This window comes from Sorangium sp. So ce1036, from assembly GCF_051369805.1.
Taxonomy (GTDB): domain Bacteria; phylum Myxococcota_A; class Polyangia; order Polyangiales; family Polyangiaceae; genus Sorangium; species Sorangium cellulosum_F.
Genome location: NZ_JBBMOX010000001.1, coordinates 760,796 through 786,987, shown reverse-complemented (window position 1 = coordinate 786,987; position 26,192 = coordinate 760,796). Strand labels below are relative to the sequence as shown.

The following is a 26,192-nucleotide window of genomic DNA, read 5'->3' as shown; positions in this document are numbered from 1 at the left end:
CTCTTGAAATCGCCACTGTTTCCGGCGACCGTTCGTCATCGACCGGTTTCTCTGGCGGGGCTGCTCCGCGGGGGCGATTTGGCGGCTGTCCGCCCGTGGCAGCGCGCGGTTACCGACACGCCCTAACAGGATGGAGATGTCTTGCGGCTCGATCCCGTCCTTCGAGGATCGAGCTCAAGGTGTTTTTCGCTGACATTGCGCCGATGCCAACGCTCGAGCACGTTGACGAGGGCCGCGCGGACCCAGCCCAACGCTGCCCCGAGGCCAGGCGAAGGCTCGTCGCACAGCGTCGGTGCGACCGGGAGCCGCAGCCGGTCCTGAATGATCTCCTGAGCGCGGCGAATGGATCGTGGATCCCGGCGGTCGAACCAGATGGCTTCGCCAAACGACTCGTCCGCCTCGGGACCTTGGTCCTCCGCGGGCCCGAGGTACAGGGTCACGGTGTGTCGTCCCAGTGTGGCAGGTGGATCGATCAGCATGCTCCTAGGAAACAGCGTGAGCCGCGCTCGTGACAGCTCGGTGGCGCCAGCGAAGACTCTCAGTTACAGCGCGACGCTCACCCCGCAGGCTGTGGCCCAGGTGCTGCCACCGGCCCTGGCCGCCCGCATCCAGTTCGGGTCGCTCTCGCTGTTGCCCGGCAGCTTCATCGACGAGAAGCTCGCCGCGAGCCACAGCGACCTGCTCTTCTCCGCGAACATCGAGCCCGCGAGGCGCGAGCAAGCGTCGATATTGCTCTACCTGCTCTTCGAGCACCAGAGCACGACGCACCCGCTCATGGCCTTCCGCCTGCTCGAGTACATGGTGCGGATCTGGCAAAGCCACCTGCAGCGCCACCCGAAGGCCACCCGCCTCCCGGCGATCTTGCCCGTGGTCCTGCACCACAGCGACACCGGCTGGACCGCGGCGGTGGCCTTCCAGGACCTGATCGACTTGCCGCCGGAAACGCTACCAGCGGTTCATCGCCGAGAACCCTGACTTCGTCGCGCTCACGCGACAGCGGGCGACGAGCTACTGGAACTGCTACCATCGCAGCCTCTGGCCCCGCAAGGACGACTACCCATCGCTTCAGCTGCTCAACGAATGCGTGGCCAGGCGAGCCACCGTATGAGATGAGCGCGCTTGGCGTGGTTGGACCGGCGCCGCCCCCTTGACGCGGAGCTCAGCCCGCGTGCGCCATCCCGCGCGCGCCGCCTTCAGCCTTGTCTCGCTGCGTCATGGCACCCGCTGGCCGGCCCCTTGGCCGGCCACGGCCGCCCCCCGGACCTGATGGCTTGATGCGGCATCCCCGCGATGCGCGACGTTTCGCGCCGAGCGAGGGTGCCGTGGACCGGGTACGCCCCGTGCTTGGGCGCGGCCGCAAGCCGCCAGCGAGCGCAGGTCGAGCTCATCGCGAGGCCAGCGCGCGCGTTCGACCGCGCCAGCAGCCGCCTCGTCGACGGCGCAGCCATGAGGAGAGTGCTTTTATATGGACAGCTCTACGAGACGAAGCCCACGATGGCCCCTCGCGGCGGCCTGGTCGTGGACGCTCACCCCCCTGATCGCGCTGCTGGGCTGTGGCAATCCATTCGACGCGAAGTCGTGCGCGCCCGGTGCCGTGGCGGGCGTGGACGAGGGGTGCGCGCCGAGGCCGTGCGGCCCGGGGGAGATCCCCCTCGAGGCGGGCGTGTGCCAGCCCGCAGGGCTGCCGCCGGACATGTCGTGCCCGCCGGGCCAGCTCGCGCTGGACGGCCAGTGCCACCCCGCAGGGCTGCCGCCGGAGGCGTGCGGAGAGGGCGCCGAGGGCCACCGTCGTTGCGCGGAGATCCTCCCCGCGACGATGTGTCCGGAAGGAAAGATGGCCATTCCCAAAGAACGCGCGTGTCGCGAGGTCGCCTCCTGCGGCGATGGACCTTGGGGCGAGATCCCGGTCGAGACCACTACCCAGTTCGTCGACGGGGCCTACGAAGGCGACGACAGCGACGGGACGGCGACGAGGCCGTGGACGACGATCCAGCGGGCGATCGACGAGGCGCAGGACGGGGCCATCGTCGCGGTCGCCACGGGGTCGTACACCGAAGACGTCGTGATCAGGGACAAGGCGGTGCGCCTGTGGGGACGATGCCCCGGGCGTGTGACGATCCACGGGACGGGGCAGCGACCCGCCGCCGTTCAGGTGCTCAGGAAAGTCGCGAGCAGGACCGAGATCCGGAGCCTCGCCGTGACCGGGACCGGCAAAGGTCTGTCCGTGGGAGGCGCGCGCGACGTCACCATCGAGCAGGTATGGGTGCATGGGTCGAGCGAGCTGGGGGTCGAGGTACGCGGCGAGCCTGGATCGACCAGCGCGCTGCTGAAAGGCTCCCTCGTCGAGCAGAACCACGACACGGGCGTGCTCGTCCAGGGGTCGGAAGCGACGCTCGAAGGCACGGTCATCCGCGCCACCAGGCCCGGCGCGGAAGGGAGAGGACGCGGCATCGAGATCGAGAGCGATCCCGACACAGGCACACACGCAAACGTGAGCGTGCGCGCCAGCGTCATCGAGCAGAACCAGGATTACGGCATGTTCATCTCTGGCTCGGATGCGAGCATCGAGGACAGCGTGGTCCGTGGCACCCAGCCCGGCGCCGACCGGACAGCAGGACGGGGCATCGAGGTCCAGGGGTGGCCCGGCACAGGCGCGCGTGCCAGCTTGACCGTCCACGCCAGCGTCATCGAGCAGAACCATGAGGCGGGCGTGTTCGTCTCCGGCGCGGACGCGACGATCAAGGCCAGCGTCGTCCGCAACACCGAGCCCGGCTCGGACGGGATGGCAGGACGGGGCATCGAGGCCCAGGGGCGGCCCGAGACAGGCGAGCGCGCCAGCCTGACCGTCCACGCCAGCGTCGTCGAGCAGAACCAGGAGGTGGGCGTGCTCGTCTCCGGCGCCGACGCGACGATCGAGGCCAGCGTCGTCCGCGGCACCCGGCCCAACTCGAAGGATGAATTCGGACGGGGCCTCGGGATCCAGTATGACCGTGATACGGGCCCCGCGCGCGCGACCGTGCGCGCCAGCGTCATCGAGCAGAACCTCGAGGCGGGCGTGTTCGTCGCCGGAGCCGAAGCGATGATCGAGGACAGCGTGATCCGCTACACCAGGCCCGGCTCGGCGGGCGCATCCGGACGGGGCATCGAGGTCAGGCCTGAGAGCCACGAGCGCGGAAGCTTGATCGTCCGCTCGTGCCTCCTCGAGCAGAACCACGGGGAGGGCGTGTTCGTCGCCGGAGCCGAAGCGACGATCGAGGCCAGCGTCGTCCGCGACACCCAGCCCGGCCCGGATGGGATGGGAGGGAGGGGAATCAATGCGCAAAGCGTGCCCGGCACGGGCGAGCGCGCGGACGTGACCGTCCGCGCCAGCCTCATCGAGAGGAACCATGAGCTGGGCGTGTACGTCTCTGGTTCCGACGCGACGCTCGAGGCCAGCGTGGTCCGCGACACCCGGCCCAGACCGGACGGGAGGGGGGGAGCTGGTATCGGTGTTCGGGGTGAGCCCCGCGCAGACGGGCGCTCGAGCGTGACCGTCCGCGACTGCCTCGTCGAGCGGAACCACGAGAGCGGCGTGCTCGTCTCCGGCTCCAGCGCGACGATCGAGGGCAGCGTGGTCCGCGGCACCCGGCCCAGCCGTGATGGGACGGGAGGACGGGGCATCAGCGCTCAGGACGAGCTCGGAACGGGCGAGCGCGCCAGCGTGACCGTCCGCGACTGCCTCATCGAGGAGAATCACGAGGCGGGCGTGTTCGCCATTGCCTCGGACGCGACGCTCGAGGCCACGGTCGTGCGCGCGACGAGGACGCGTGACGATCACAAATTCGGAGACGGAATCGTCGTCGAGGAGGGCGGCACGGCCACCCTCCTCGACACCACCATCACCGGCAATGACGGTGCCGGGGTCGCCAACTTCGCCTCGACGGTCTCGTTCTTCGACGCCACCCTCACCTGCAACGCGGTCCCCCTCCACGGCGAGCGCATCGCAAACGTCCCCGCTTCGTTCCATCGCAGCGGCCGCTGGCTGTGCAGCCGCCGCGGCGCCGAGGACTGCACCGAAACCGACGAGCACTGTCGCGTGACCTCCTTCGGCGTCGAGCCCCCACCCCGCATCGCCGAGCCCCCGAGCCCGGGGGAGCCGCTCCCCCCGCTACCTCTCCCTTCGTCGGAGTAGCCTGACCCGAGGGCAAGGCGCGCGCGCCGCCATCTCCCGCGCAGCACCCCCCGGCGCCGCAACCGCCGCGCTCACGGACGCGGCGCGCTGGGCGCCTGGGGGATCGAGGCGCTGCGCTCGGAGACGGTCTGCGGCGCCTCGCCTCCGGGCCGAGCCTCTCCCGCCGCGACGTTCTGCTGCACGGGAGGCGTGTCCCGGTCATCCGTGACGAGGCGCTGGATACTGCCTCCCGCAGGGCCGTCGATCAGCAGGCTTTGCCGCGCATTGCCGCTCAGGATCAGATCTTCGACCGTCACGTCGGAGCCGCCCATCCAGTCGACGCCGTCCCCCACGGTGTCGGTCGCCGGCTCATTGTCCTTGTCGAAGACGGGCATACTTTCCATCGCGGTCTCCAGGACCGCCGACTTGCACAGGATGATGCCCCGCGACGCGCCCGTGAGGCCGATGCCGACGCCGAAGTTGCCGTCCAGCCTCGCCTTGTGCAGCGCGACGCAGAGCTCCCCGCCAGCGTGGCAGTCCGCGACGGCCGGCTGGACGTCCTGGATCCACAGCCCCCGCGTGTTCCGGCTGATCTCGATGGATTCCTCGTCCGCATGATCCCCCAGGATGGCCGCCGAGTGGTCGACCAGGACGCCGAACGACATGCTGTTGATGACCCGCACCCTCCTGGCGCTCTTGATGTTCGAGCACTCCGCCGCCGAGATGCCGCCCCCGAAGCCGCCCAGCTCGAAGGTGTCGCCCTCGATCGTGTTCATCACGTCCACGTCTTCCAGCTCGGCGATGGCCCCGCGCAGCGAGATGCCGATGACGTGGTTCCGGCGGATGACGCTGCTCCTCACCACGAGCGAAGGACGGCCCGCGCAGGCGCAGGTCTCCTGGTTCTCGCAAAGCGGCCCCTCGATCACGATCCCGCCGCGCTGCGCGCCCGTGACGACGCTCCGCTCCAGGGTCACGTCGGAGTCGACGGCGAGGACGCCAGCATCCCCCGAGCCGGCGATCTCGGAGTCCACGAGGGTGATCGACGAGCCTTCGCGGACATCGACGCCGCGGCGCTCATCGCCCTTCTCCCCGACGATGCGGACCGACTCGATGCGCACGCCGGTCGCCCCGGTCGCGCGCACGCCCCCTCGTCCGACCCTGAGGCCGCGCACGACGGCGCCGTGGCCTGCCCCGAGCGTGATGCCCTCGATCTCCACCGCGTCCGCCGAGCGCCCGAAGAGGCGCACGCCGCCGGCGACCTCGCCGACCACGCCGTACCGGCCCTCTCGCAGCGCGATGCAGGCGCCGCTCGAGGCGCTCCGAACCGCGGACTCGAGCTCCTCGTCGTTCGCGACCTCGACCACCGACGCGCACTCGAGCTCTCTGGCGCACCCCTCGCCGCTGCAGACGTCCCCGGCCGGGACACCCACGCAGATCCCCCGGATCCGGTCCTCGTCGGAGCACGTCGCGGGCGCAGGCTCGTCACCGTCGCACCCGGCGGCAATCGCGCACGCCGCGCCGCCCAGGATCATGACCGAGGACCAGGTCCAGAACCGATTCATCATGCTCTTCCCTCCAAGAATCGCCGCGAACCCTAGCGCGCAGGCGCGCGGCGCGAGCATGCAAAAACGGGAGCACCGGCGGCTCCCGGCCTGGAGATGCAGCGCGACGCCGTGACGACACGGCCGCAGCGCCGCATTCTACGGCTTTCAGCGGATCCGGAGCGCGCGCGCCCCGCGCTTGCCGCGTCGAGGACGAGAGCAACCCCGGTGCCCCGTCGCGCCGTCGCCCATCGATGGCCGGCCAGCGTGCCGGCCATCGACCGGCCAAGCGGCAACATGTCGATCGACGCGAAGAAGATCTATCGCGTCATCCGGTCCTCGCGGCGACAACGCAATGCGACGGAGGCGACCCGGCGGACACGTCGCTTCCCGCGGGCAGGACGACGCGCGGGTGAGGCGTCCGCGCGCGGGTCGCCCCCTTCTCACCGCATCCCGCAGCCGGTACCCTCGCGCGCCATGACGCTGGAGGACCCCTTCGGCTGGGTGGGCGCGACGCTCGACGACCGGTTCGACGTCGAGGCGGTCGTCGGCGAGGGCGGGTTCGGCGTCGTCTACCGCGGCGTGCACCTCGGGCTCGACGTCCCTGTCGCGATCAAGTGCCTTCAGATGCGGCCCGGGTTGGCCTCCTCGGGGCGAGACGGCTTCCTCGCGACGCTCCGGGCCGAAGGCAGGCTCCTCCACCAGCTCTCGCGGCAGACAGCCAGCATCGTCCAGGCCCTCGACATCGGCGCGGCCACCTCTCCGCGCGGCGTCTGGACACCCTACCTCGTCATGGAGTGGCTCGAGGGTGAGACGCTCGCCGCCGCGCTCTCGGCCCGCCGCGCCTCGGGGCTCGGGCCCATGGGCCTCGACGAGGCGATATCGCTCCTCTCCCCGGCCGCCGCGGCGCTCGCCGTCGCCCACGAGAACCACGTGTCGCACCGGGACCTGAAGCCAGGCAATCTGTTCTGCGTACGCCTGCGCGGCGGCGCCGGGATCAAGGTGCTCGACTTCGGGATTGCCAAGGTCTTCGAGGAGACAACGCCGTTCGCGGCCGCCCGCACCGGGACGACCGGGAGCCAGCGCGCGTTCACCCCCGTCTACGCTGCCCCGGAGCAGTTCGTCCGCGAGTACGGCGCCACCGGGCCATGGACCGACGTCTTCGCCATGGCGCTCATCCTCATCGAGGTCGCGTCGGGCCAGCGCGTGCTCCGGGGCGACTCCCTCCTCGCGCTCCTGATGTCCGCGACCGAGGCGTGGCGGCGTCCGGACCTGCTCTCCGGCGTCGCCCCGGAGCCCTCCGGCGTGGCCTCCGTCCTCCGCCGCGCCCTGACGGTCGAGCCCAGCGCCCGTTACCGCAACGTGAAGGAGCTCTGGTCGAGCCTGCTCAGGGCGCGCTCCAGCCCGGCGGAGGCGTCGCTCGTCACGACGGGCCGCGAGATCGATCAGGGCGCTTGCCTCTCCGCGACAGCCGCTCTCCCCGAAGGCAGGCGCGCCACAGGCCCCGCGGACGCGGCGCGGCGCTCGACGCCGCCGAGGTCCGCGCCGGCCTCGCTCCCCCCGTCGGGGGAGAACCGGATCTGCACGGTCCTGTGCGTCGACCTCTCCAGCCTCGCCGCGCGCTCCTCGCACCTCGACGACGAGGAGATCGCCGAGCTCACCGATCGCAGCCGCGCGCTCCTCGCCAGGGAGATCGAGCGCATGGGGGGCGCGCTCACCCGCTCCGGCGACGAGCGCGTGATCGCCGTCTTCGGCGTCCCGCGCGCGACCGACCACGACGCGGAGCGCGCCGTCGTCGCCGCGCTCCGCATGGCCGCCGTGCGCGTGAGCCCCACGCCCGGGCGCTCCGCGGGCCCCGCGCTCCTCGCGGCGTCGTTCGGGATCGCCACCGGGCGGGTGTTCGCGCGGACGAGCGGCGATCCGCAGCGCCCGGAGCTGCTCGTGACCGGGGGGGCCGTGCGGGCCGCGGCCGCGCTGCAGGCGGCCGCGCCCGCCGGGACCATCGCCGTCACGCGCGACACGTACCGGCAGGTCGCGGGCCGGTTCAGCGTGGTGCCGCTCCACGCCGTCGCGATCCCCGGCCGGACCGAGCCGCTCTCCTGCTACCGGATCACGGGCGTGATCCACGACCACGTCGCGTTCGCCCGGACCGACTTCCTCGGCCTCGCGACGAAGCTCGTGGGGCGGGGCGCCGAGATCCAGCGCCTGCTCGACGCGCTCGAGACGGTGCTCGCCGGGGGGCGGGCCCAGCTCCTCTCGCTCGTCGGTCCGCCCGGCGCCGGGCGGAGCCGGCTGCTCGCGGAGCTCCTCGCGAGCCTCGCCGCCCGGCCGCGCGAGGCCCTGGTGCTGACCGCGCAGTGCTCGCCGCTCACCGCCGACATGACCTACAGCCTCGCTTCGGCGCTCCTCCGCCAGCGCTTCCGGATCCGCCCGCGCGACGGTCAGCGCGGGATCCGCCGCAAGCTGCGCCTCGGCCTGCGCTGGCTCCGCGCGCGCCGCGAGGGCCACGCGCCGCCTCCGGAGGACGAGCGCTGGGCGGGCCACGCGACCGGAGAGGAGCTCGACGCCGCGGACATCGACGCCGCGCTGGCCCAGGTCGAGGGGCTCCTCGGCGGGACGGCCGGGACGAGCGCCGCCTTCGACTCGCTCGGGCCCGAGGAGTCGGGGGCGCTCGTGAAGCAGCGCATCGCCGCCGCCCTGACGCGCCTCGCCCGCCTCGCCGCGCGGCATCTGCCGATCGTGGTGCTGTGCGACGATCTCCAGTGGGCCGACGACGCCAGCCTCGACCTGCTGGAGAGCCTCGTCCAGGGCGCGGCGGACCTGCCGCTCCTGCTCGTGTGCAGCGCGCGGGCCGAGCTGCTCGAGCGGCGCCCCGGCTTCGGCCTCGACGCCGAGGTGCACCACCGCCAGGAGGTCGCGCCGCTCGCGCGCCGTCACATCGAGGACATGATCCGGGACTGGCTCCGCCGCGTGCCGGACCTGTCCGCGGACGTCGTGCGGACGCTCGCCGAGCGCGCCGAGGGGAGCCCGCTCATCGTCGACGAGCTGCTCCACCTGCTCGTGGACGCCGGCGCCATCGAGGCGCGGGGGGACGAGGCGTGGGCGCTGCGCGAGGAGCGGCTCGGGGCGCTGCGGCTGCCGTCGACGATCCAGGGGATCGTGCAGGCGCGGCTCGACCGGCTCGAGCCCGACGTCCGCGAGGTGCTCCTCTCCGCGGCGGTCGTCGGGCGGACGTTCTGGCAGGGGGCCGTGGAGCACCTGCGGCGGGCGAGCGCGACGGACATCACGGGCGCCTCGGTGGAGGCGACGCTCGCCACGCTGCGGCAGCGGCGGCTCGTCCGCCTGCGCGAGCCGTCGTCGCTGGAGGGCGAGCGCGAGCTGGCGTTCGCCGACGCGGCGACCCACGAGGTGGCGTACGAGATGCTGAGCGCGAAGCTCCGCCGCGCGCTGCACCTCGAGGCGGCCGGGTGGCTCGAGCGGCGGGCGGAGACGGGGGTCGCGGCGGCGCTCCTGGCCGTGCAGTACGAGCGGGCGGACGACGCGGCGCGCGCGGCCTCGGCCTATGCGCGGGCGGGGGCGCGCGCCATGGCCTTCGGCGAGAACGCGGAGGCGATCCGCCACCTGGAGCGGGCGCGCGTCCTGCAGGACCGGGCCGAGGAGGTCGGCGGCGGAGAGCCCGGCGACGACGACGCGGAGGAGCGGCGGAGCGCCGCCGCCCGGGAGCGGCTGCGCGTGCGGTTCGACCTCGGCGACGCGCTGCGCCGCGTCGGCCGGCTCGACGACGCCGCGCGCGTGTACGAGGAGGCGCGCGCGCTGCTCCGCGGGGTGGAGCGCCGCGCGGGGGCGGGCGGCGGTCGGACCGAGGCGCTCGCCTGGGACGGGCGCATCGACGCGCGGCTCGCGCTGATCGCGAAGGTGCGCGGCGCGCTGCCGGAGGCGCGGGCCCTCGCCGAGCGGGCGATCGCGTGCGCGACGGAGGCCGGGGAGGTCCGCGAGACGCCGGCGATGTACGCGCTGCTCACGTACCTCCACCGCCGCGAGGGGCGGCGCGACGAGGGCTGGCAGGCCGCCCGGACGGGGCTCCGGATCTGCCGGACGATACGGCGGCGCGACGAGCGCTGGCGGGAGGACATCGCGACGATCTTGCTCGGCGTGGCGCTCGCGCTGGCCGCGCGGGGCCGGACGGTCAGCGCGGAGCGGACGTACCGCCAGGTCACGCGCCTGGTCTCGGACGCCTCGCACCCCCACCTCGTCGCCCTCGCGCTGAACGGGGTCGCGGCGATGCGGCTCCGCGCGGGGGATCTCCCGGGGGCGCGCGAGACGTTCCTGCGGGCGATCCGGCTCAAGGAGCGCTCGGGCGATCTGCACCAGATCGCGATCGGGTACAGCAACCTGGCCGAGACCGAGCTCGCCATGAGGGAGATCGCGGCGGCGCGCGACCACGCCCGGCGCGCGGTGCGGCTCGGGGAGCAGAGCCGCGCCGGCTCGGACCTGGCGGAGATGTACCGGAACCTGGCCGAGGCGGAGCTCGGGAGCGGCGATCTCGGCGCGGCGCTCGCGGCGGGGAGGAGGGCGCTCTCGATCGCGGAGACGCGCGGGCAGGTCTACCTCGGCGACGTCGCGGAGACGCTGGCGCGGACGATCGCGCGGGCGGCGCCGTCGGCGGACGCGGCGCTGCGCGGGGCGGCCGCGGGCGCGGCGGCGGCGCTCGAGGCCTCGCTCCGGGCGCACTTCCGCGGGGGCGAGCTCCGGCAGCGGGCCGAGGCGTGCCGCGCGCTGCTCGCGGGCGCCGTGGTCCACGATGGGCTGGCGGCGGCCGGGTGCGCGGTGGGGACCTAGATCGTCCTCGGCCGCCTGGCTCGGTCCGGTTCTGTTCGGCGCTCTGCGGCCCGACGTCGATCCGCACCTCATCTCCCGGGCAAGCCGGCGGGCATCACGGCGCCCAGGCCTGATCGTCCGTGTTGATGAACCGCACATCGCGCGACGCGCACTCCGCCTCATCAGGAGGCTCCCACAGGTCGCTCGCCATGTCGAAGATGTCGGGCGGCACCACCATCGAGAACGTCGCCCCCTTCGCGCGGTTCCGCTGCTCCACGCGCTCCCGGCGCAGATCGCGAGAGGCGTCCAGCACATGAATCGTCAGGTCATGGCCGGCGCCGGCCATGCGCCGGTAGAACCGCTCGCGGTCGCGCCGCTGGATCAGGCCGATCTCGAGGACCACGTCCGTGCCCGCGTCCATCGTCCTGGTCGCCACCTTCCAGATCTGTTCGATGCAGCGCCCGGTCCGCTCGACATACCATGAGATGACGCCAGAATCCGGCCTGTCCGGGCTGAAGAGCGTCGCCATCCACTCGTCCAGGTTGAGGTGGACCGCCGCGTGCTCCCGGACGAGCTGATGCGCAAATGTCGATTTTCCTGCCCCGACCGGGCCGATGATCAGATGAAGGCGCGCCATGCACCGAGGCTGCCCGTCGGCCCTCGGGAGGTCAATACCCGCTCCACCACCGCCAACGCAGAGCGGTCACCCATGCGGTCGTGATCGTGGTCGTGGACGTGAACGTGGTCGTGGACGTGAACGTGGTCGTGGACGTGAACGTGAACGTGGTCGTGGACGTGGTCGTCAACGGATCGATCGTGAACGTGAACGTCCCCCGGAACTCGCCTCTCCCATTTCCCACGATTCACATCGGCCAGCGCCCTCTCCAGCAACCCTCGACCCCTGGCGGGCCTCAGGGCTTGCCCTTGGGTCCGCCCCCCTTCGCGCCGCCGCCGCCCTTCGCATGGACATGCACCTTGTCGCCCCCGCCATGGCCCTTGTCGTGGACCATCACCTTCACCTTGTCGCCCCCGCCATGGCCCTTGTCGTGGACCATCACCTTCACCTTGTCGCCCCCGCCATGGCCCTTGTCGTGGACCATCACCTTCACCTTGTCGCCCCCGCCATGGCCCTTGTCGTGGACCATCACCTTCACCTTGTCGCCCCCGCCATGGCCCCTGCCGTGGATCCTCACGTCCGCGTCGGCGCGCGCCCCCGCATGCACGCGGACCTCGGGCCCGTCCGCAAAGCCCTTCACGAGGATCTTCACCCGCGGCGCCCGCGCGGGCGTCGCGATCACGCGCACGCCGGGCCGGTGGCCCCAGAGCGCCACGCGCGTCGTGCCGCGGTATCCGAGCGCGACGGTCAGCTTCAGCGGATTCACCGCCGCCGCGAGCTTGCCCACGAAATAGAACCCCGCGGAGGCCGGCGCGAGCACCAGCGTCTCCGGTCGCTCGGCGACGAGGGCCAGCTTGACGGTCCGCCCCTCGATCGAGACCGGCCTGAGGTCGGCGTCGAGCACGTAGACGCGCACCTCCCCCGTGGCCTCGTCGGCCACCATCTCGAGCCGGTCCTCGCCGACCACCTGAATGGAGCCGCCGTGAGGGCCCACCGTGACCTCGGGCAGCTGGATCTCCGCGCTCGCCCTGGCGCTCGCCACGAGCTCGGCCGTGCCGCCCGCGGGCACGTGCAGCACGCCGCTCCACGGCTTCCCCGAGATCGTGAGCGTGTAATCGACCTCCGTCAGATCCGCCTCGAGCTTCGGCCCCGCCCCGACCAGGAGCCCCGTCCTCGCGTCGACCGCGAGCGGGATCGTCCTCGCCTCTCCGGACGGCAGCTTCCAGACGAGCGTGCCGCCGACGTCCTCCTTGATGCGTTCTCCGGTGCTGGCCGAGATCGCGGCCTTCACCTGGCCGTCGCCGTCGATGTGCCACGCGACCGCCCCCGCTTCATGCTCCTCGACCAGCGCTCCGGGGCCGAGCTCCTCGCTCACGACCAGCGCCGCCTCGGCCGTCGCCTCGGCCTCCGCCTCGGCCGTCGCCCCCTCCCGGCAGGCAGGCATGAACGCGACCGCGAACGACACCAGCGTGATCCGAGCCCAACGAGCCATCCGTGCCTCCGTCCCCCACCCTCGCGGGCACGATCTGCCGCGCGTCGAGCGGTCCTCCCCCAGCAGTGCGTCCACCGGGCCGCCGCGGCTCAACAATCCGTGGCGCCCCACAGGCCACGTGCGCGCCGCCCAGCGCACTCCGGCGCACACCCCTGCTCGACGACGGAGCTACCGCACCTCCACCCGCGCCCCGTCCTCCAGCGTGTCGCTCGGATGCACCACCACGCGGTCCCCCTCGCCGAGCCCCGCGAGCACCTCGGCGTCGCTGCCGCTGCGCTTGCCGATCTCCACCTCGCGCAGGTGCGCGCGGCCGTCGGCCAGGACGAACACCGCCCAGCGATCGCCGCGCCGGAAGAGCGCGGTCTGCGGCGCCTTGATGACGTCGGCCTTCTGCCACACCACGACGCGCGCGTAGACGCGGTACCCGTCGCCGAGCGCCGCGCGGGCCTCCGGAGGACCGGAGAAGTCGGCGATCACGTTGACCCGCTGCTCCTCGACGCCGAGCGCCGAGACCTTGGTGAAGCCGCTCGGCTCGACGAGGCGCACCCGGGCCTCGAGCGGCGCCTCGCCGCCCCAGCGCTCGACGCGCACCTCGGCGCCCGGCTTCACCGCCACGGCGTCGGCGGAGAGCAGGTCGATCACGATCTCGAGCGCGCCCGGGTCGCCCAGCTCGAGGATCGGCGCCCCCGCCTGGAGGAGCGTCGCGCTCTCCTGGAAGACCCGCAGCACCGTGCCGTCCACGGGGCTCTCCAGGGCCACGCTGCCGTCGCCGCCGCCCGCCCGCCGGGCGGGCGCGCCGGGCGCGGCGGGCCTCATGCGCACGAGGGCGGCCTCGGCCGTCTGCAGCTCGTACTGGGCCACGCGCGCGCCGAACTTTGCGCTCTCCAGCTCGGCCTGGGCGGCGCGCTCGCGGAACTCCGCCGCCTCCAGCTCGGCCTGGGGCACGCCGCCGCGCTCGTGGAGCGTCCTCACGCGCGCGAGCTCGACGCGGGCCTGGGCGAGCGACGTCTCGGCGAGGGCGACGCGCGCCTTCACCTGGGAGACCCCGGCGCGCGCGCTCCGGGCGTGCGCCTCGGCCTGGGCGCGGGAGCGGGCGTCGAGCAGCGGCGGGTCGATGGGCGCGATCTCGACGAGCGCGGCGCCGCGCGCTACCCGGTCGCCAGGGTGCAGCTCGAGGCGGGGCATCTGCCCGCTCACGGGCGCGGAGATCACGAAGCGATCCTTGATGCGCGTCCGGCCGTCGCCGTCCACGGTGACCACGAGCGGGCCGCGCGTCACCGCCGAGGCCTCCACCAGCGCGGGCTTGGGCAAGGACGCCAGCGCGATGGCCCCGACGAGGAGCGCGGCGAGCACGGCGTAGAGGATCTTCCGGGCGATCGTCATGCGTCAGTCCCTGGTCTTGAGCACGCCCACGAGGTCGAGCTGGTCGACGCGGCGCCGCACCAGGAGCGCCGAGACGGCCGCGGAGACGAGCACCACGAGCGCGGCGTACGCGTAGGTCGAGGGGTGGATGATCAGCGGGAACCGGAACAGCTCGGTGTCCTCGTAGGCTTTGCACATCGCCCACGCGAAGTAGTACCCGAGGCCCAGGCCGAGCGGGATGCCGGCCAGCGTGGTCACGCCCAGCTCGCCGAGCAGGATCAGGCTGACCTCGGCGCGGGTGAAGCCGAGCACGCGCAGGCTCGCCAGCTCGCGGCTGCGCTCGGCGAGCGCGATGCGCGCCTTGTTGTAGACCACGGCGAAGGCGATGATGCTCGAGAAGACGACCTGGATGGCGCGCATCACCCCGAGGTTCTCGCCCATGATCTTGTCGAAGCTCTCCAGCGCGGCGCGGGTGGTGCTCACCCCGGCGACGGCGGGGGTGCGCTTGAGCCGCTCGTAGGCGGCCTCCTCGCCGAGGCGGTCGACGGCGAGGTAGGCGCCGGAGATGGAGTCGCCCTCGCCGAGGAGGCGGTTCAGGGCGTCGAGATCCATGGCCGCCGAGGCGCCGACCAGGTCGTCGATCAAGGCCGCGACGGGGACCTCCCGCACCGGGCGGCGGCCCTCCAGGACCTCGACGGTGAGCACGTCGCCGGGGCGGACGCCGAGCCTGCGCGCGAGATAGACGCCGAGGAGCAGGCCCTCGTCGGGGAGCGGGACGAAGGCGCCGTGGCGGTCGACGGTGCGGTGCAGGACCGCGTCGGGCGAGGTGCCGACGATCGCGGTGCGGTGCTCGCGGTGGCCGGCGCGCAGGGCGACCGGCGCGGCGCGCATCGGCTCGACGTGGAGGACGCCGGGCACGTGCGCGAGCTCGGTCAGGGCGGCGCGGGGCACGGCCCGGTAGAAGAAGACCGCGGCGTCCTCGCCCTGCACGAGGCGAAACTGCATGTTCATCATGTACTGGCCCGCGTCCTCGGTGAAGCGGCCGACCACCACGATGGAGACGGCGACGGCCACGCCCGCGGCGCCGAGCAGCGCCTTCACCGGGCGGCGCGAGACGTTGCGGAGGATCATCCGCGCGGCGGGCGAGAGCAGGCGGCCGAGGCCGAGCCGCTCGACCAGGGTGGGCCTGTAGCTGGCCGGCGCCTCGGGGCGCATGGCCTCGGCCGGGGGCAGGCGGACGGCGCGCGCGACGGCGAGCGCGACGCCGAGGGTCGCGGCGACGACGCTGATCAGGGCGCCGAGGGCGGCGGTGCCCGCGGTGATGCGCAGCTCGAGCACGGGGAAGCGGTAGAACTCGGCGTAGAGGCGCGTCATCCCGTCGCCGAGCCACAGGCCCACGAGGACGCCCGCGGCCGCGCCGGCGAGCACCAGGAGGAGGGCCAGCGCGAGGTAGTGCCGGCCGATCGCCCAGCTCGAGTAGCCGAACGCCTTGAGGGTCGCGATCTGCGTGCGCTGGGTGCTGATCACCCGGGAGATGACGACGTTCAGCAGGAAGGCGGCGACGGCGAGGAAGAGGGAGGGGACGACGGTGGCGGTCGAGCGGAGCTGCTGGAACTCGTCGGAGAGGAACCGGTCGGAGATCTGCCGATCGCGGCCGTGCGCGCCGAGGCCGCCGTAGGGGGCGAGGATGCGATCGAGGGCGGCGATGACGTCGCCCTCGGACGCGCCGTGGGCGAGGGTGAGGGCCAGGTCGTTGAAGGCGCCGCGCATGTCGAGCGCGGCGCGCAGGGCCTCCGCGCCCATCCACATCACGGCGAAGCGCTCGTCGTCCGGCCAGGGGCTGGTGCCGCTGATCTGGTAGACGTACTCCGGCGAGAGGGCGAGGCCGACGATCTGGAGGCGGCGCATGCGGCCGTTCACCACCACCTCGACGCTGTCGCCGGGGCGGAGGCCGCGCTTGTCGGCGAACGCCTCGCCGAGCAGCACCTCGTCGTCGCGGCCGGGCTCGATGTAGCGGCCCTCGCGCAGGTAGAGGTCGTTGAGCATGGGGGCGCGCCGCTCGGGGATGGAGATGAGCCTCCCGGTGAGGGGCTCGGCGACGCCCGGGAGCGCGAGCGTGACGTCCGTGACCACGCGGGTCTGCGCCTGCAGCACGCCGGGGAGCCCGGCGGCGCGCCGGCCGACCGACTCCGGGGCCCGCGTGACGCGCGCGAACACGTGGGCGAAGCGGTACTCCTCGTAGTAGGCGGCGCGCGTCAGCTCCAGCGAGTCGAGCGCGCTCCGCGAGGCCACGAAGACGGCCACGCCCGCGGCGACGACCAGGAGGATCGCCAGCGCGGGCCCCCGCATCTGCCAGAGGTCGCGGAGGAGCTTGCGATCGAGGGCGCGCATCACCAGGCGATCTCCGCCGGATCGAGCTTCTCGGCGTTGCGGCGTTCGCCGGCGATGCGGCCGTCGGCGATGGTGATCACCCGGTCGGCCATGCCGGCGATGGCCGCGTTGTGGGTGATCACCACCACGGTGGTGCCGAGGTCGCGGTTGACGCGGGCGAGCGCCTCCAGGACCACCTTGCCGGTGTGCACGTCGAGGGCGCCGGTGGGCTCGTCGCAGAGCAGCACGTCGGGCCGCTTGGCGACGGCGCGCGCGATGGCGACGCGCTGCTGTTCGCCGCCGGAGAGCTGCGCGGGGAAGTGGTCGAGGCGCTTGCCGAGGCCGACCAGCGCGAGCGCCTCCGCGGCGGGCATGGGGGCGCGGGCGATGTCCGTCACCAGGGCGACGTTCTCGCGCGCGGTGAGGCTGGGGATGAGGTTGTAGAACTGGAAGACGAAGCCGACGTGCTCGCGGCGGTAGCGGGTGAGGCCCGCGTCGCCGGCGCGGGTGAGGTCGTCGTCGCGGTAGCGCACGGCGCCCTCGGTGGGCACGTCCAGGCCGCCGAGGATGTTGAGCAGGGTGGATTTGCCGCTGCCCGAGGGGCCGAGCAGGACCACGAGCTCGCCCGGGTAAAGGTCGAGGTCGACGCCGCGCAGGGCGCTCACCTCGACCTCGCCCATGCGGTAGGTCTTGGTGAGGCCGCGCGCGACGAACACCGGCTGGCCCGCCCCGCCGTCGGGACCGACGGGCGCCGGGGCGCGGTGCGCGGGGGGGAGATCGACCTTGGTCATGGCAGAAGAGGTCCGCGCCGCAGGTTCGCCGATCGGCGGCCCGTCCGCCAGCGCGCATTGACACGTCACGTCTCCAGCGCGCCGGCCGCATCCGGCGATCGAGGACCAGGAGGAGCAGGGCAGTCTCACGGTCGCGCGCCGCGCGTCGCTCGTGAAGGTGGCAGATCGCGGGGGCGATCGTACACTCGGTCTTCTTGACGGCTTCGGGCGAGGGAGGAACAGAGCGCGTCCCGCCTCTCGGCTCCCCCCCTCGGCCGGACTCCCCGCGTTGGTATGAGGAGGCGATCTTGACGAACCTTGCCCCGCGAACAGCGCGCTTCGGCTGGAGCGCTGTGCCACGGCTGGTCACCCTGCTCTCGACAGCCTCATGGCTCTCTCTCGCCGGGTGCTCCCTCGACCCCCAGTTCATCGGGCGCGAGCGCGAGGGTTCTTCTCCCCCCGACGACGGCTTCGGCGGCAGTCTCCCGCTGCTGCCGAGCGATGATCCGGGCAGCAAGCCCGGCTGCGCCCCGCGGCTCGAAGGGATCGTGCGCGACTTCAAGGCGTTCGGCACCGAGGGCGGACACCCCGATTTCGAGCAGTTCGAGGGGGAAGGCATGGCGGGCATCGTCGAGGACGAGCTCGGCCCGGACAGGAAGCCCGTTTATGCGTACGACGGGCCCACGCCCTACACCACCGGGCGCGAGCATTTCGACCAGTGGTTCCGGGACGTGCCGGGGGTGAACAGCTCGATCCGGCACGTCATCCCCCTCGACGTGAGCGATCAGGTGTTTCGCATCTTCCACAGCGACGAGTTCTTCCCCATCGACGGCAAGGGCTGGGGCAACCAGGACCGGGACCACAACTACGGCTTCACGTTCGAGCTCCACATGATGTTCGAGTACAGGGGCGGGGACGACTTCATGTTCGGCGGCGACGACGACATCTGGGTCTTCATCAACAACCGCCTGGCGATCGACATTGGCGGGGTCCACGGCTCGGCGTTCATGGTCCTCGACCTGGACGAGATGGCCGAGGAGTACGGCCTCGAGCTCGGGGAGCGGTACCCGCTCGACATCTTCTTCGCGGAGCGCCGCAGCGGAGGCTCGAGCCTCCTGATCTCGACGCTCAAGTACACGAACTGCGACCCGATCCTCCTGTAGCAGCGGCGCTCGCCCCGGCCGGCGCGCTCCCCTGGGCGTCCGGCTTCAGCAGATAGCGCGTACCCGGGTTCTCGCGGCGCCAGATCACGTTATCCATGAAGTAATGGTGGATGTTCACGGACACGTAGATGGCGGCGAGGTACGGCGTGTCGCCCAGATCGGTCGCCGCCTCACCGCCGCTCGTGCCCAGCACCAGCGCGCCGTCGAGGAGCGCGGGCGCGCCGCGGAGCAGGACCCAGCCGAGCCCGATCGCGGACGCCGCCAGGATCCCCAGCCGGAGGCCGGTCGGCCGGCCGAACGACGGCGGCCCCTCGGCCTCACGCGCCTCGTTCCGCGTGAGGAGCCAGACGAAGTACAGGTACTGCACGGAGTGCAGCGCCGGGATCACGTACATCATGAGCCGGTCGAGGCTCGAGTACACCGTCCACAGCCAGATCGTGATGAGGAACCCGGCCAGCGGCCCGAGGGGCGGAATCCGCCGCTCCGCCCGCCACGCGCGCACGAGCGCCGCGATCAGCGCGAGCGCGCTCAGCCCGAAGACCGCCCCGGTGACCACCTCGATCCCGGGCGGGTGCGCGAACGACGTGTAGATGACCCCCTTCTCCGCGACCTCCCTGCCCGGATCGGCCGGGCTCGCCCACGCATACGCCCAGCCCGCGAAGCAGTGCGCGAGGACCACCTTGCGCTCCAGCGGGGTGAAGCGGAACCCGCGCCGCGCCGAGAGCACCGTCAGGACGCCGAAGCCCTGCTTCACGTAATGCCAGCCCACCAGCAGGAACATGAGCTGGATCATGAAGCCCATCGTCCGCGCGGAGCCGGTCGCGAGCGCCGCGACAGACCACGCGACGAGCGCGAGCGGGACCAGGACCCCGGCGACGAGGTAGCGGGCGCGCTGCATGGGGGCGAACGCGTCGCCGAACGCGCGGCGCCTCGCGTCCCTGTAGAACAGGAGGTACGTCACCGCGAAGTGCGGGTCGTTGATCACCGACGCCGCGTGGAACGTCAAGAAGCCCACCGCGAGCTCCGACGCGCCCAGCCCGGCGGCCTCGCGGGCGAGCCACGCGAGGGGGAACAGCACGAGCGTCGCGCCCCCCACGAGCAGAAACTCGATGAGATGAGCCCGGAAGGCCGCCGGACGCGACGCCGCCGCAGCGCCTGTCAGCGTCACGCTCACGGTCGTCATGCGACGAAGCTACCACGCGACCGCGCCGGCACCGGTCACCACACGACGCCCGGGCGGCGGCGCGCGGCCCGGGGGGAATGTTTCTGGTCCGTCTGCTGCGCGCGTTGCCCGTCGCGCATCGAGGCCGGCTCTCGCGCGACTTGCGCAGGATCGGCACGATCCGGGCGGGCCGCGCGGCGCGCGAGGGCGGCGCGCGAGGGCGTCTCCCCGGCGAAACGCCGCCTCCGCGGCTGGCCCGGAGCTCGCATTGGCGCCCTCCGCGACTCGCCGCCCGCGCGCCGTGCGTGGACCAGGCGAGCGCGCTTGGAGGAGACTGGCATGTTCAAGAGATCGCTTACGGTGCTCGCGCTCGTCCTCGGCGGCTCCGTGCTCGGCGTCGGCTGCTACGCCGAGGCGCCGAGCGAGGGAGAGGCGCTCGACGAGGCGCAGGCCGCGCTTCAGCTCACCTGCGGCGGCATCACCGGCCGCGGCTGTCCCGGGGACAACCGGTGCGTCGACGATCCGAACGACGACTGCAATCCGCGCAGGGGCGGAGCCGACTGCGGCGGCCTCTGCGTGGGCGCCCCGTGCGGCGGCTTCGCCGGGCTCGGCTGCGAGGAGGGCTACGTGTGCGTCGACGATCCGCGGGACGACTGCGATCCGCTCAACGGGGGAGCGGACTGCATGGGGACGTGCCTTTACGCCGGCGAGATCCGGTGACGGCGCCGCCGCGGTGCGGCACGCGCCGCGGCGCCCCCTGGCCCGCCCCGCGCGCGTCACTCGTCGGTGACCGCGTGGACGATCCCGTCGAAGAACTCCGCGCTGCCGACCGCGTCGATCATCCGGTTCCACCCGGGCTCGTCGAACGGGGTCGGCAGCCCGTGGTTCGTGAGCAGGATCCCGAACAGCTCGCGGCGGCGATCGATCCACAGGAACGCCCCCGTGCCGCCGGCCTTCCCGAAGGACCCCTTCCGGAGGCGCATCCCGCCCGTGCAGAAGCGGGGAGTCGCGAGCTCCCAGCCATACCCCTTGGGCGTCGACAGGAGGTTCGACAGCGGGGACACGTCGGTGTCCTCCGCCGAGACCTCCGGCGTCTGGTTGCTCACCATCGCGTCGACGAGGTGGCGGCGCAGGATCCGGGCGCGACCGTACTGGCCGCCGTTCAGGATCATCTGGCAGAAGGTGGCGAGGTCCCTCGCGGTCGAGAAGACGCCGTCGCAGCCGACGACGCCGCCGAGCGCGTAATCCTGCTCGTCCTGCACCTCGCCGCGGACCAGGCGGCCCCGGGCCGCGGAGAAGCCCGTGGCCGCGGTCCGCGCTCTCAGCGCGGGCGACGGGTTGAAGGTCGTGTCGCGCATGCCGAGCGGGCGCCAGATGCGCGCCTTCGCGAACGTGTCGAGATCCATGCCCGCGGCGGCCTCGACCACGCGCCCGAGCAGGCGGTAGGTGAGATCGCTGTAAAGCACCTGCGTCCCGGGCTCGTACTCGAGCGGCTCCTCGGCCATCCGCCGCCAGGCGCCCTCGCCGTCCGGATCGTGCTGGAGCGAGACGTCGAGCGGCAAGCCGGCCGTGAACCGGAGCATGTCGCGCACGGTGACGTGGGCCTTGTCGTCCTCCGCGAACTCCGGCAGGTAGTCGCCGACCGGATCGTTCAGCCCGAGGACGCCGTCCTGCACGAGGATCAGCGCCGACGTCGCGGTCGCGACGACCTTCGTGATCGAGAGCAGGTCGAACAGCGTGTCGCGCGTGACCGGCTCGTCCTCGCCGCGGACCCGGGTGCCGAACGCCTGGTGCGCGACGATCCTGCCCCGCCGCGCGATCAGGGCGACCGCGCCCGGGAAGAGCCCGTCGTCCGCGCGGCGCTGCACGCGCGCGAGGGCGTCCGCGACGCGCTTCGAGCTCATGCCGACGCTCTCCGGCGATCCGTCGGTGAGCTCGCGGCAGGCCGGCGCGTGCGCCTCCGCGACCCGGGTCGACAGGGCCGTCGGCGCCAGCGCGGCCACCGCCGCCGCACGACCCAGCCCCCGGAGAAGATCCCTGCGATTGAAAGAGTCATGCTCGCTACACATCGTCGCTCCTGCTTCGTAAGCGAGATCGCTCGCGCCGCCGCACAGCCCGCCAGGGGAGACCTCGCGCGCTGTGGATCGAGGCCGGCGGCGCGGCTCGCGAGCGGGTGATGAGCAGGACGCGTGCCGGGCGGCGCGCCCTCGGGATCCCGCGGCGCGGCCGCGTCGGTCGTCGGCGGCCGCGGCGCCGCTCGTGCAATCGTCTGCACGATGCGCACGATCCTGCACGATCCGTGCAGGTCGCCGCACGCGCCCCGATTAGGATGGGATCATGGACGAGGGCGCTCCTGGCGACGACGCGCGGGGCTCCTGCCCGCCGCTGCGGCTCGCGATCGTGGCGGGCAGCGCGGTCACCTTCGTGCCCCTGCCGCCCCGCGGCTCCGTCGTGCTCGGGCGCGACGAGGGGTGCGACGTGCGCATCGACGATCGCTCCGTGTCGCGCCGGCACGCGGTCCTCCACGTCGGCCCGCCGCTCCGGATCGAGGACCTCGGCAGCGCCAACGGCACCTTCATCGGCGAGCAGCAGGTCGCCGCGCTGACGGCGCGGACCCACCGCCTGCGGCGGCTGTCGCGGGACGGCGCCGAGATCGCCCTCGGCGAGCGGTTCAACCTCGGCGCGACGACCATCGCCGTCTGCCGCGCGCCCGCCGGGCCGCCGGTCGAGGAGCCCGACGGCGGCCACGGGCCCGCGGACGTCGTGGTGCGGGCCCCGGCGATGGTCGCGCTCTACGAGCAGGCCGCCCGCGCCGCGCGAAGCTCCATCAGCGTGCTCATCCTCGGCGAGACGGGGGTGGGCAAGGAGGTGCTCGCCCGGACCGTCCACGCGCGCTCGCCGCGGGCCGGCGGCCCCTATGTCGAGCTGAGCTGCGCCGCGCTGCCGCCGTCGCTGCTCGAGGGCGAGCTGTTCGGCCACGAGAAGAGCGCCTTCACCGGGGCGAGCCACGCGCGCCCGGGCCTGATCGAGTCCGCCGACGGCGGGACGCTGTTCCTCGACGAGATCGGCGAGCTGCCCGTCGCCTGCCAGGCGAAGCTGCTCCGCGTGCTCGAGGACCGGAAGGTGCTGCGCCTCGGCGGCCGCGCGCCCCGCCGGATCGACCTCCGCTTCGTGGCGGCGACCAACCGCGATCTCGAGGCGGAGGTCGCGCGCGGCGCCTTCCGCCAGGACCTCTATTTCCGGCTGAACGGCATCTCGCTGGTCGTGCCGCCGCTCCGCGAGCGCGCCTGCGAGATCGCCCCGCTGGCCCGCCGGTTCCTCGAGGAGGCGTGCCGGCACCTCGGTCAGCGCAGGGCGCCCCGCATCTCCCCGGAGGCGCTCGCCGTGCTCGAGGCGTACGCCTGGCCGGGGAACGTGCGCGAGCTGCGCAACGTGATCGAGCGCGCGGCGGTCCTGTGCGCGGGGGACTCGGTCCTGCCCGGCGATCTGCCGCCGCACCTCCAAGGCGGCGGCGTGAGGCCGCCTCCGGCCGCTGACGCGGTCGCGGCGCGCGCGGCCGGAGGCGAGGACGCCGAGCGCCGCGCGCCCGCCGACACCCTCGCGCCGCCTCCGCCGGGCGAGGACGCGATAGCGAGGCTCCGGCTCCAGATGAAGGCCGTCGACCGGAGGCGCGTGCTCGAGGCCCTGGAGCAGTCCGCGGGCAACCAGACGCGCGCCGCGAAGCTCCTCGGCATCTCGCTCCGCACGCTGATCAACCGCCTCGACGAGTACGGTATCCCACGCCCGCGGAAGCGGCCGCCGTGACCGGCCGGGCCGCCGCCGCCTGGATCCCCTGGAGCGTCGCCTCGACGTCGCGCTCCGCGCCGAGGGCGAGCCCCCGCGCCGCGAGCGTGACCGCGGCGGCCGGGTCGCTCCCGGCGAGCGCCTGCTCGGCCGCGCGCTGGTAGAACTCCACGGCGAGCCGCGGCTCGCCGCCCCGCTCGAAGTGCTCGGCCAGCACCTTGGCGTCGTGCTCCCCCGCCTGCAGGAGCCACTCGGCGGCGAGCCGGTGGCCGAGCGCGCGATCGCGGTCCGGGAGCATCGCGTAGCAGCCGTCGCGGATCAGCGCGTGCCGGAACGCGTACTCCTCCTCGTCCGAGAAGCGGCCCTGCTCGCGCCGCTCGAGGAGCTCGCGCTCGAGCAGCCAGGGCAGCCAGTCGACCACGAGGGTCGAGCCCTCCGCGTCGCCGAGCAGGGCGAGCGCGCCCTTCTTCCAGAACGTCTCGCCGAAGACGCTCGCCGCCCGCAGCAGCCGCCTCGCCTCCGCGGGGATCGCCTCGAGCCTCGCCTCGACCATGCCCAGGATCGTCTCCGGCAGCCTGTCCCCGCGCCCCTCCGCGACCGCCCGGATGAGCTCCTCCAGGTAGAAGGCGTTGCCGCTCGCGCGCTCGACGAGGGGCGCGATCTCCGAGGCCGGGAGCCCGTCGCCGAGCACCTGCCGGACGAGCTCCTCGGCGGCGCGGCGCGGCAGCGCGCCGAGCGTCATCTCGTGGAGCTCGCTGCCCTCCCAGAGCACGGGGAAGGCCTGCCGCACCTCGACGCGCGCCAGGTAGAGCGCCGCGAACGGCCTGTCGCGGAGCTCCCGGAGGGCGCGCGCGATGAGCTTGAGCGACGCCGCGTCGCCCCACTGGATGTCCTCGAGGACGAGCAGGTAGGGCCCCGCCGCGCACGCCGCCGCCATGAAGTCGAGGTAGGCGAGCGGGATCTGGTCGGCCATCAGGGCCGGGCTCTGCCGCGCCTCGAAGAACCTCGGATCGGCCTCGCTCGGGAAGGGGGTCCCGATGATCTCGCCGAGGAAGGCGGCGACCCGCGTCCGGTCGGCCGCCCGGGTGCGCGCGACCAGCGAGAGGAGCCGCTCCCGCTGCGCCGCCGCGGGCTCGCCGCCGGTGATGCCGGCCGCGCCCCGGAGCGCGGAGCCGAGGAGCGAGAACGGCGACCCCGCGCTCAGCGAGTCGCCGCGGCCGACCGCGAGGGTGATCGCGGGGTGCCGCTCCCGCAGCGCCTCGATGAGCTCGTACCGCAGGCGGGACTTGCCGATCCCGGGCGGGCCGGTGATCAGGATCGCCCGGGGCTCGGGCCCGCCGAAGCTGTCCTCGAGGAGCTCGCGCAGGTTCCGGAGCTCCCGGTCGCGGCCGACGTAGGGGCTCGGCTTGCCGAGGAGCGTCCGCGCGGCGCGGCCGACCTCGCGCTCCTGCAGCAGGTAGAAGATGCCGGGCTGCGCGGCCTCGACCTCGAACCGCGCGTCGAGCAGCGCCCGGGTCACGTCGTCGATCCGCACGGGCGCCCGCGCGCCCCCCTGCCGCGCCTCCCGCTCGGCGAGGGCGAGGAGCGCGGCCGCGCGGTCCATGACCGGCCCGACCGGGAGGCTGCCGGTCTGCTCGGCGCGGCCGGTCGCGAGCACGACGGCGGCCTCCGGCAGGAGCGCGCCGAGCGACAGGGCGCACCGCGCCGCGCGCGCGGCCTGGTCGATCGCGTCGCCGACGCCCGCGATCGAGAGCAGGAGCGTCCCGTCGGCGAGCGTGTCCACCCGCGCCCCGATCGGCTGCGCGCTCGAGTGGAGCGCCGTCGCGACCTCGCGGGGCAGCGTGGCGCCGAGCGTGGTGGTCGCGCACGCCGCGGGCGACCGCCGGAGCTCCTTCACCGCCACCATCGAGAGCAGCCGGAGCTCGCCCGCCGTGATCGCCTCGTACAGGGCGGGCACGGCGGACAGGCGGCTGCCCGGCTCGCGCTCCAGGGCGTCGAGCGCCTCGAGCAGGGCCGAGCCGTCGCGCGGCCGCCGCTCCGGGTCCTTCGCGAGCATGCGGGCGACGAAGTCGTCGAGCTCCTGCGGCACGTCCGGCAGGAGGTTGCGCACGCGGGGCGGCTCCTCCATCAGGAGCTTGGCGAGCAGGGCCATCACGTGCTGGCCCTGGAACGCCGGCCTGCCCGTGAGGCACTCGAAGAGCACCGCGCCCAGCGAGAAGACGTCGGCCCGCGCGTCGAGGCGGTCCCGCTCGCCCGTGGCCTGCTCCGGCGCCATGTACCCCGGGGTCCCCATCACCGAGCCGGTCTGCGTCAGCTCCCCGACGGTGCGCCGCATCCGGGCGATGCCGAAGTCGAGCACCTTGAGGCCGGAGACCTCTCCGCCCACGAGCAGGAGGTTGCTCGGCTTGACGTCGCGGTGGACGATGCCCAGCGCGTGCGCCGCCCCGAGCGCCTCGGCGGCCGCGCGGAGGAGGGCGAGGCTCTCCTCGAGGTCGAGCCGCTGCCGGGCGAGGCGCTGCTCGAGGCTCTCCCCGTCGAGCCATTCCATGGCGAGGTAGGGCGCCCCGTCGGCGGTGATGCCGTGCGCCACGTGCCGGACGATCCTCGGGTGATCGAGCTCGGCGAGGATCCGGGCCTCGTGCTCGAAGCGGCCGACGGCGCGCGGGTCCGGCTGCCCGAGGAGCTTCAGCGCGACAGTCGTCCTCGTGGCCCGGTCGAGGGCGCGGTACACCGTCCCCATCCCGCCGGAGGCCGCGAGGCACTCGATCTCGAAGCGGCGGTCGATGACTGTACCTGGGCGCATCGGACAGAGGATGCACCGGCGTGGAGCCGTCATCAACGGTCGCTCCGCGCGCCTCGCCCCGCGCGGACACGCGGCCGACGCGCGTCGAGCGCAGCGGCGCGACGGCCGGATCGATGAGCGCCGAGCGGATCGCGCGGAGCGCTCGCGCCGCGGCGCCTGACC

The 26,192-nt window shown here is 73.5% G+C and carries 17 protein-coding genes; 6 read left to right on the top strand and 11 right to left on the bottom strand.

Translation table 11 applies throughout. The features are described 5' to 3' along the window. Positions 1-122 precede the first annotated feature (122 nt). Positions 123-479 (bottom strand): hypothetical protein, encoded by a 357-nt coding sequence (locus WMF31_RS02775; RefSeq protein ID WP_436600450.1) that lies wholly within the window; start codon positions 477-479, stop codon positions 123-125. A 16-nt stretch (positions 480-495) separates the two neighbouring features. Between WMF31_RS02775 and WMF31_RS02770 the strand changes: the two genes are divergently transcribed. Both WMF31_RS02770 and WMF31_RS02765 read left to right on the top strand, forming a co-directional pair. After that, positions 496-975: an Rpn family recombination-promoting nuclease/putative transposase gene (locus WMF31_RS02770; protein WP_436600449.1), complete on the top strand. Its 480-nt coding sequence runs from the start codon at positions 496-498 to the stop codon at positions 973-975. 490 nt (positions 976-1,465) lie between these two features. Further along, positions 1,466-4,171 (top strand): right-handed parallel beta-helix repeat-containing protein, encoded by a 2,706-nt coding sequence (locus WMF31_RS02765; RefSeq protein ID WP_436600448.1) that lies wholly within the window; start codon positions 1,466-1,468, stop codon positions 4,169-4,171. A 71-nt stretch (positions 4,172-4,242) separates the two neighbouring features. Here WMF31_RS02765 and WMF31_RS02760 read toward each other — a convergent pair whose 3' ends face one another. Continuing rightward, positions 4,243-5,715 carry a right-handed parallel beta-helix repeat-containing protein gene (locus WMF31_RS02760; protein ID WP_436600447.1) on the bottom strand — a complete coding sequence of 491 codons (1,473 nt, stop codon included), beginning with the start codon at positions 5,713-5,715 and terminating at the stop codon, positions 4,243-4,245. Between the two features lie 453 nt (positions 5,716-6,168). Between WMF31_RS02760 and WMF31_RS02755 the strand changes: the two genes are divergently transcribed. Next, positions 6,169-10,530, top strand: a complete 4,362-nt coding sequence (locus WMF31_RS02755) for a protein kinase domain-containing protein (RefSeq protein ID WP_436600446.1) — start codon at positions 6,169-6,171, stop codon at positions 10,528-10,530. A 94-nt stretch (positions 10,531-10,624) separates the two neighbouring features. On the opposite strand, the gene WMF31_RS02750 is transcribed toward WMF31_RS02755, so the two are convergent. The 6 genes from WMF31_RS02750 to WMF31_RS02725 all read right to left on the bottom strand — a co-directional run bounded on the left by WMF31_RS02750 (position 10,625) and on the right by WMF31_RS02725 (position 17,029). Next, positions 10,625-11,146, bottom strand: coding sequence for an AAA family ATPase (locus tag WMF31_RS02750; protein ID WP_436600445.1), 522 nt, complete (start codon positions 11,144-11,146; stop codon positions 10,625-10,627). Between the two features lie 31 nt (positions 11,147-11,177). Next, complete coding sequence (locus WMF31_RS02745; protein WP_436600444.1) at positions 11,178-11,369, bottom strand: hypothetical protein; 192 nt, start codon at positions 11,367-11,369, stop codon at positions 11,178-11,180. A 51-nt stretch (positions 11,370-11,420) separates the two neighbouring features. Further along, the gene (locus WMF31_RS02740) at positions 11,421-12,617 is read right to left on the bottom strand and encodes a hypothetical protein (protein WP_436600443.1); all 1,197 of its coding nucleotides are present in this window, start codon (positions 12,615-12,617) and stop codon (positions 11,421-11,423) included. A gap of 168 nt (positions 12,618-12,785) precedes the next feature. Beyond that, positions 12,786-14,000 carry an efflux RND transporter periplasmic adaptor subunit gene (locus tag WMF31_RS02735; protein WP_436600442.1) on the bottom strand — a complete coding sequence of 405 codons (1,215 nt, stop codon included), beginning with the start codon at positions 13,998-14,000 and terminating at the stop codon, positions 12,786-12,788. A gap of 3 nt (positions 14,001-14,003) precedes the next feature. Beyond that, positions 14,004-16,370 (bottom strand): ABC transporter permease, encoded by a 2,367-nt coding sequence (locus WMF31_RS02730; RefSeq protein WP_436600441.1) that lies wholly within the window; start codon positions 16,368-16,370, stop codon positions 14,004-14,006. After that, on the bottom strand, positions 16,370-17,029 hold the full coding sequence (locus tag WMF31_RS02725; RefSeq protein ID WP_436606511.1) for an ABC transporter ATP-binding protein: 660 nt from the start codon (positions 17,027-17,029) through the stop codon (positions 16,370-16,372). The genes WMF31_RS02730 and WMF31_RS02725 overlap by 1 nt, the downstream gene beginning before the upstream one ends. A gap of 398 nt (positions 17,030-17,427) precedes the next feature. Between WMF31_RS02725 and WMF31_RS02720 the strand changes: the two genes are divergently transcribed. Further along, positions 17,428-18,282: a fibro-slime domain-containing protein gene (locus WMF31_RS02720; protein WP_436600440.1), complete on the top strand. Its 855-nt coding sequence runs from the start codon at positions 17,428-17,430 to the stop codon at positions 18,280-18,282. Here WMF31_RS02720 and WMF31_RS02715 read toward each other — a convergent pair. Continuing rightward, positions 18,248-19,465: a hypothetical protein gene (locus tag WMF31_RS02715; RefSeq protein WP_436600439.1), complete on the bottom strand. Its 1,218-nt coding sequence runs from the start codon at positions 19,463-19,465 to the stop codon at positions 18,248-18,250. The genes WMF31_RS02720 and WMF31_RS02715 overlap by 35 nt on opposite strands. Positions 19,466-19,783: 318 nt before the next feature. Here WMF31_RS02715 and WMF31_RS02710 point away from each other — a divergent pair, with 318 nt between their 5' ends. Beyond that, positions 19,784-20,164: a hypothetical protein gene (locus WMF31_RS02710; protein WP_436600438.1), complete on the top strand. Its 381-nt coding sequence runs from the start codon at positions 19,784-19,786 to the stop codon at positions 20,162-20,164. Between the two features lie 56 nt (positions 20,165-20,220). Here WMF31_RS02710 and WMF31_RS02705 read toward each other — a convergent pair whose 3' ends face one another. Further along, positions 20,221-21,513, bottom strand: coding sequence for a serine hydrolase domain-containing protein (locus WMF31_RS02705; protein WP_436600437.1), 1,293 nt, complete (start codon positions 21,511-21,513; stop codon positions 20,221-20,223). 268 nt (positions 21,514-21,781) lie between these two features. Between WMF31_RS02705 and WMF31_RS02700 the strand changes: the two genes are divergently transcribed. Continuing rightward, positions 21,782-23,248, top strand: a complete 1,467-nt coding sequence (locus WMF31_RS02700; protein ID WP_436600436.1) for a sigma 54-interacting transcriptional regulator — start codon at positions 21,782-21,784, stop codon at positions 23,246-23,248. Here the strand turns inward: WMF31_RS02700 and WMF31_RS02695 are convergent. Next, a complete protein-coding gene (locus tag WMF31_RS02695) occupies positions 23,196-26,030 on the bottom strand; it encodes a serine/threonine-protein kinase (protein WP_436600435.1) in 2,835 nt (944 codons plus the stop codon). The genes WMF31_RS02700 and WMF31_RS02695 overlap by 53 nt on opposite strands. Positions 26,031-26,192: the final 162 nt, after the last annotated feature.

What these genes read in the sequence shown, in the direction of transcription:
- WMF31_RS02710 (WP_436600438.1), top strand. Translation starts at nt 19,784, where the DNA reads ATGTTCAAGAGATCGCTTACGGTGCTCGCGCTCGTCCTCGGCGGCTCC.
- WMF31_RS02750 (WP_436600445.1), bottom strand. Translation starts at nt 11,146, where the DNA reads ATGGCGCGCCTTCATCTGATCATCGGCCCGGTCGGGGCAGGAAAATCG.
- WMF31_RS02695 (WP_436600435.1), bottom strand. Translation starts at nt 26,030, where the DNA reads ATGCGCCCAGGTACAGTCATCGACCGCCGCTTCGAGATCGAGTGCCTC.
- WMF31_RS02730 (WP_436600441.1), bottom strand. Translation starts at nt 16,370, where the DNA reads ATGCGCGCCCTCGATCGCAAGCTCCTCCGCGACCTCTGGCAGATGCGG.
- WMF31_RS02700 (WP_436600436.1), top strand. Translation starts at nt 21,782, where the DNA reads ATGGACGAGGGCGCTCCTGGCGACGACGCGCGGGGCTCCTGCCCGCCG.
- WMF31_RS02760 (WP_436600447.1), bottom strand. Translation starts at nt 5,715, where the DNA reads ATGATGAATCGGTTCTGGACCTGGTCCTCGGTCATGATCCTGGGCGGC.
- WMF31_RS02765 (WP_436600448.1), top strand. Translation starts at nt 1,466, where the DNA reads ATGGACAGCTCTACGAGACGAAGCCCACGATGGCCCCTCGCGGCGGCC.
- WMF31_RS02735 (WP_436600442.1), bottom strand. Translation starts at nt 14,000, where the DNA reads ATGACGATCGCCCGGAAGATCCTCTACGCCGTGCTCGCCGCGCTCCTC.
- WMF31_RS02705 (WP_436600437.1), bottom strand. Translation starts at nt 21,513, where the DNA reads ATGTGTAGCGAGCATGACTCTTTCAATCGCAGGGATCTTCTCCGGGGG.
- WMF31_RS02715 (WP_436600439.1), bottom strand. Translation starts at nt 19,465, where the DNA reads ATGACGACCGTGAGCGTGACGCTGACAGGCGCTGCGGCGGCGTCGCGT.
- WMF31_RS02775 (WP_436600450.1), bottom strand. Translation starts at nt 479, where the DNA reads ATGCTGATCGATCCACCTGCCACACTGGGACGACACACCGTGACCCTG.
- WMF31_RS02725 (WP_436606511.1), bottom strand. Translation starts at nt 17,029, where the DNA reads ATGGGCGAGGTCGAGGTGAGCGCCCTGCGCGGCGTCGACCTCGACCTT.
- WMF31_RS02740 (WP_436600443.1), bottom strand. Translation starts at nt 12,617, where the DNA reads ATGGCTCGTTGGGCTCGGATCACGCTGGTGTCGTTCGCGGTCGCGTTC.
- WMF31_RS02755 (WP_436600446.1), top strand. Translation starts at nt 6,169, where the DNA reads ATGACGCTGGAGGACCCCTTCGGCTGGGTGGGCGCGACGCTCGACGAC.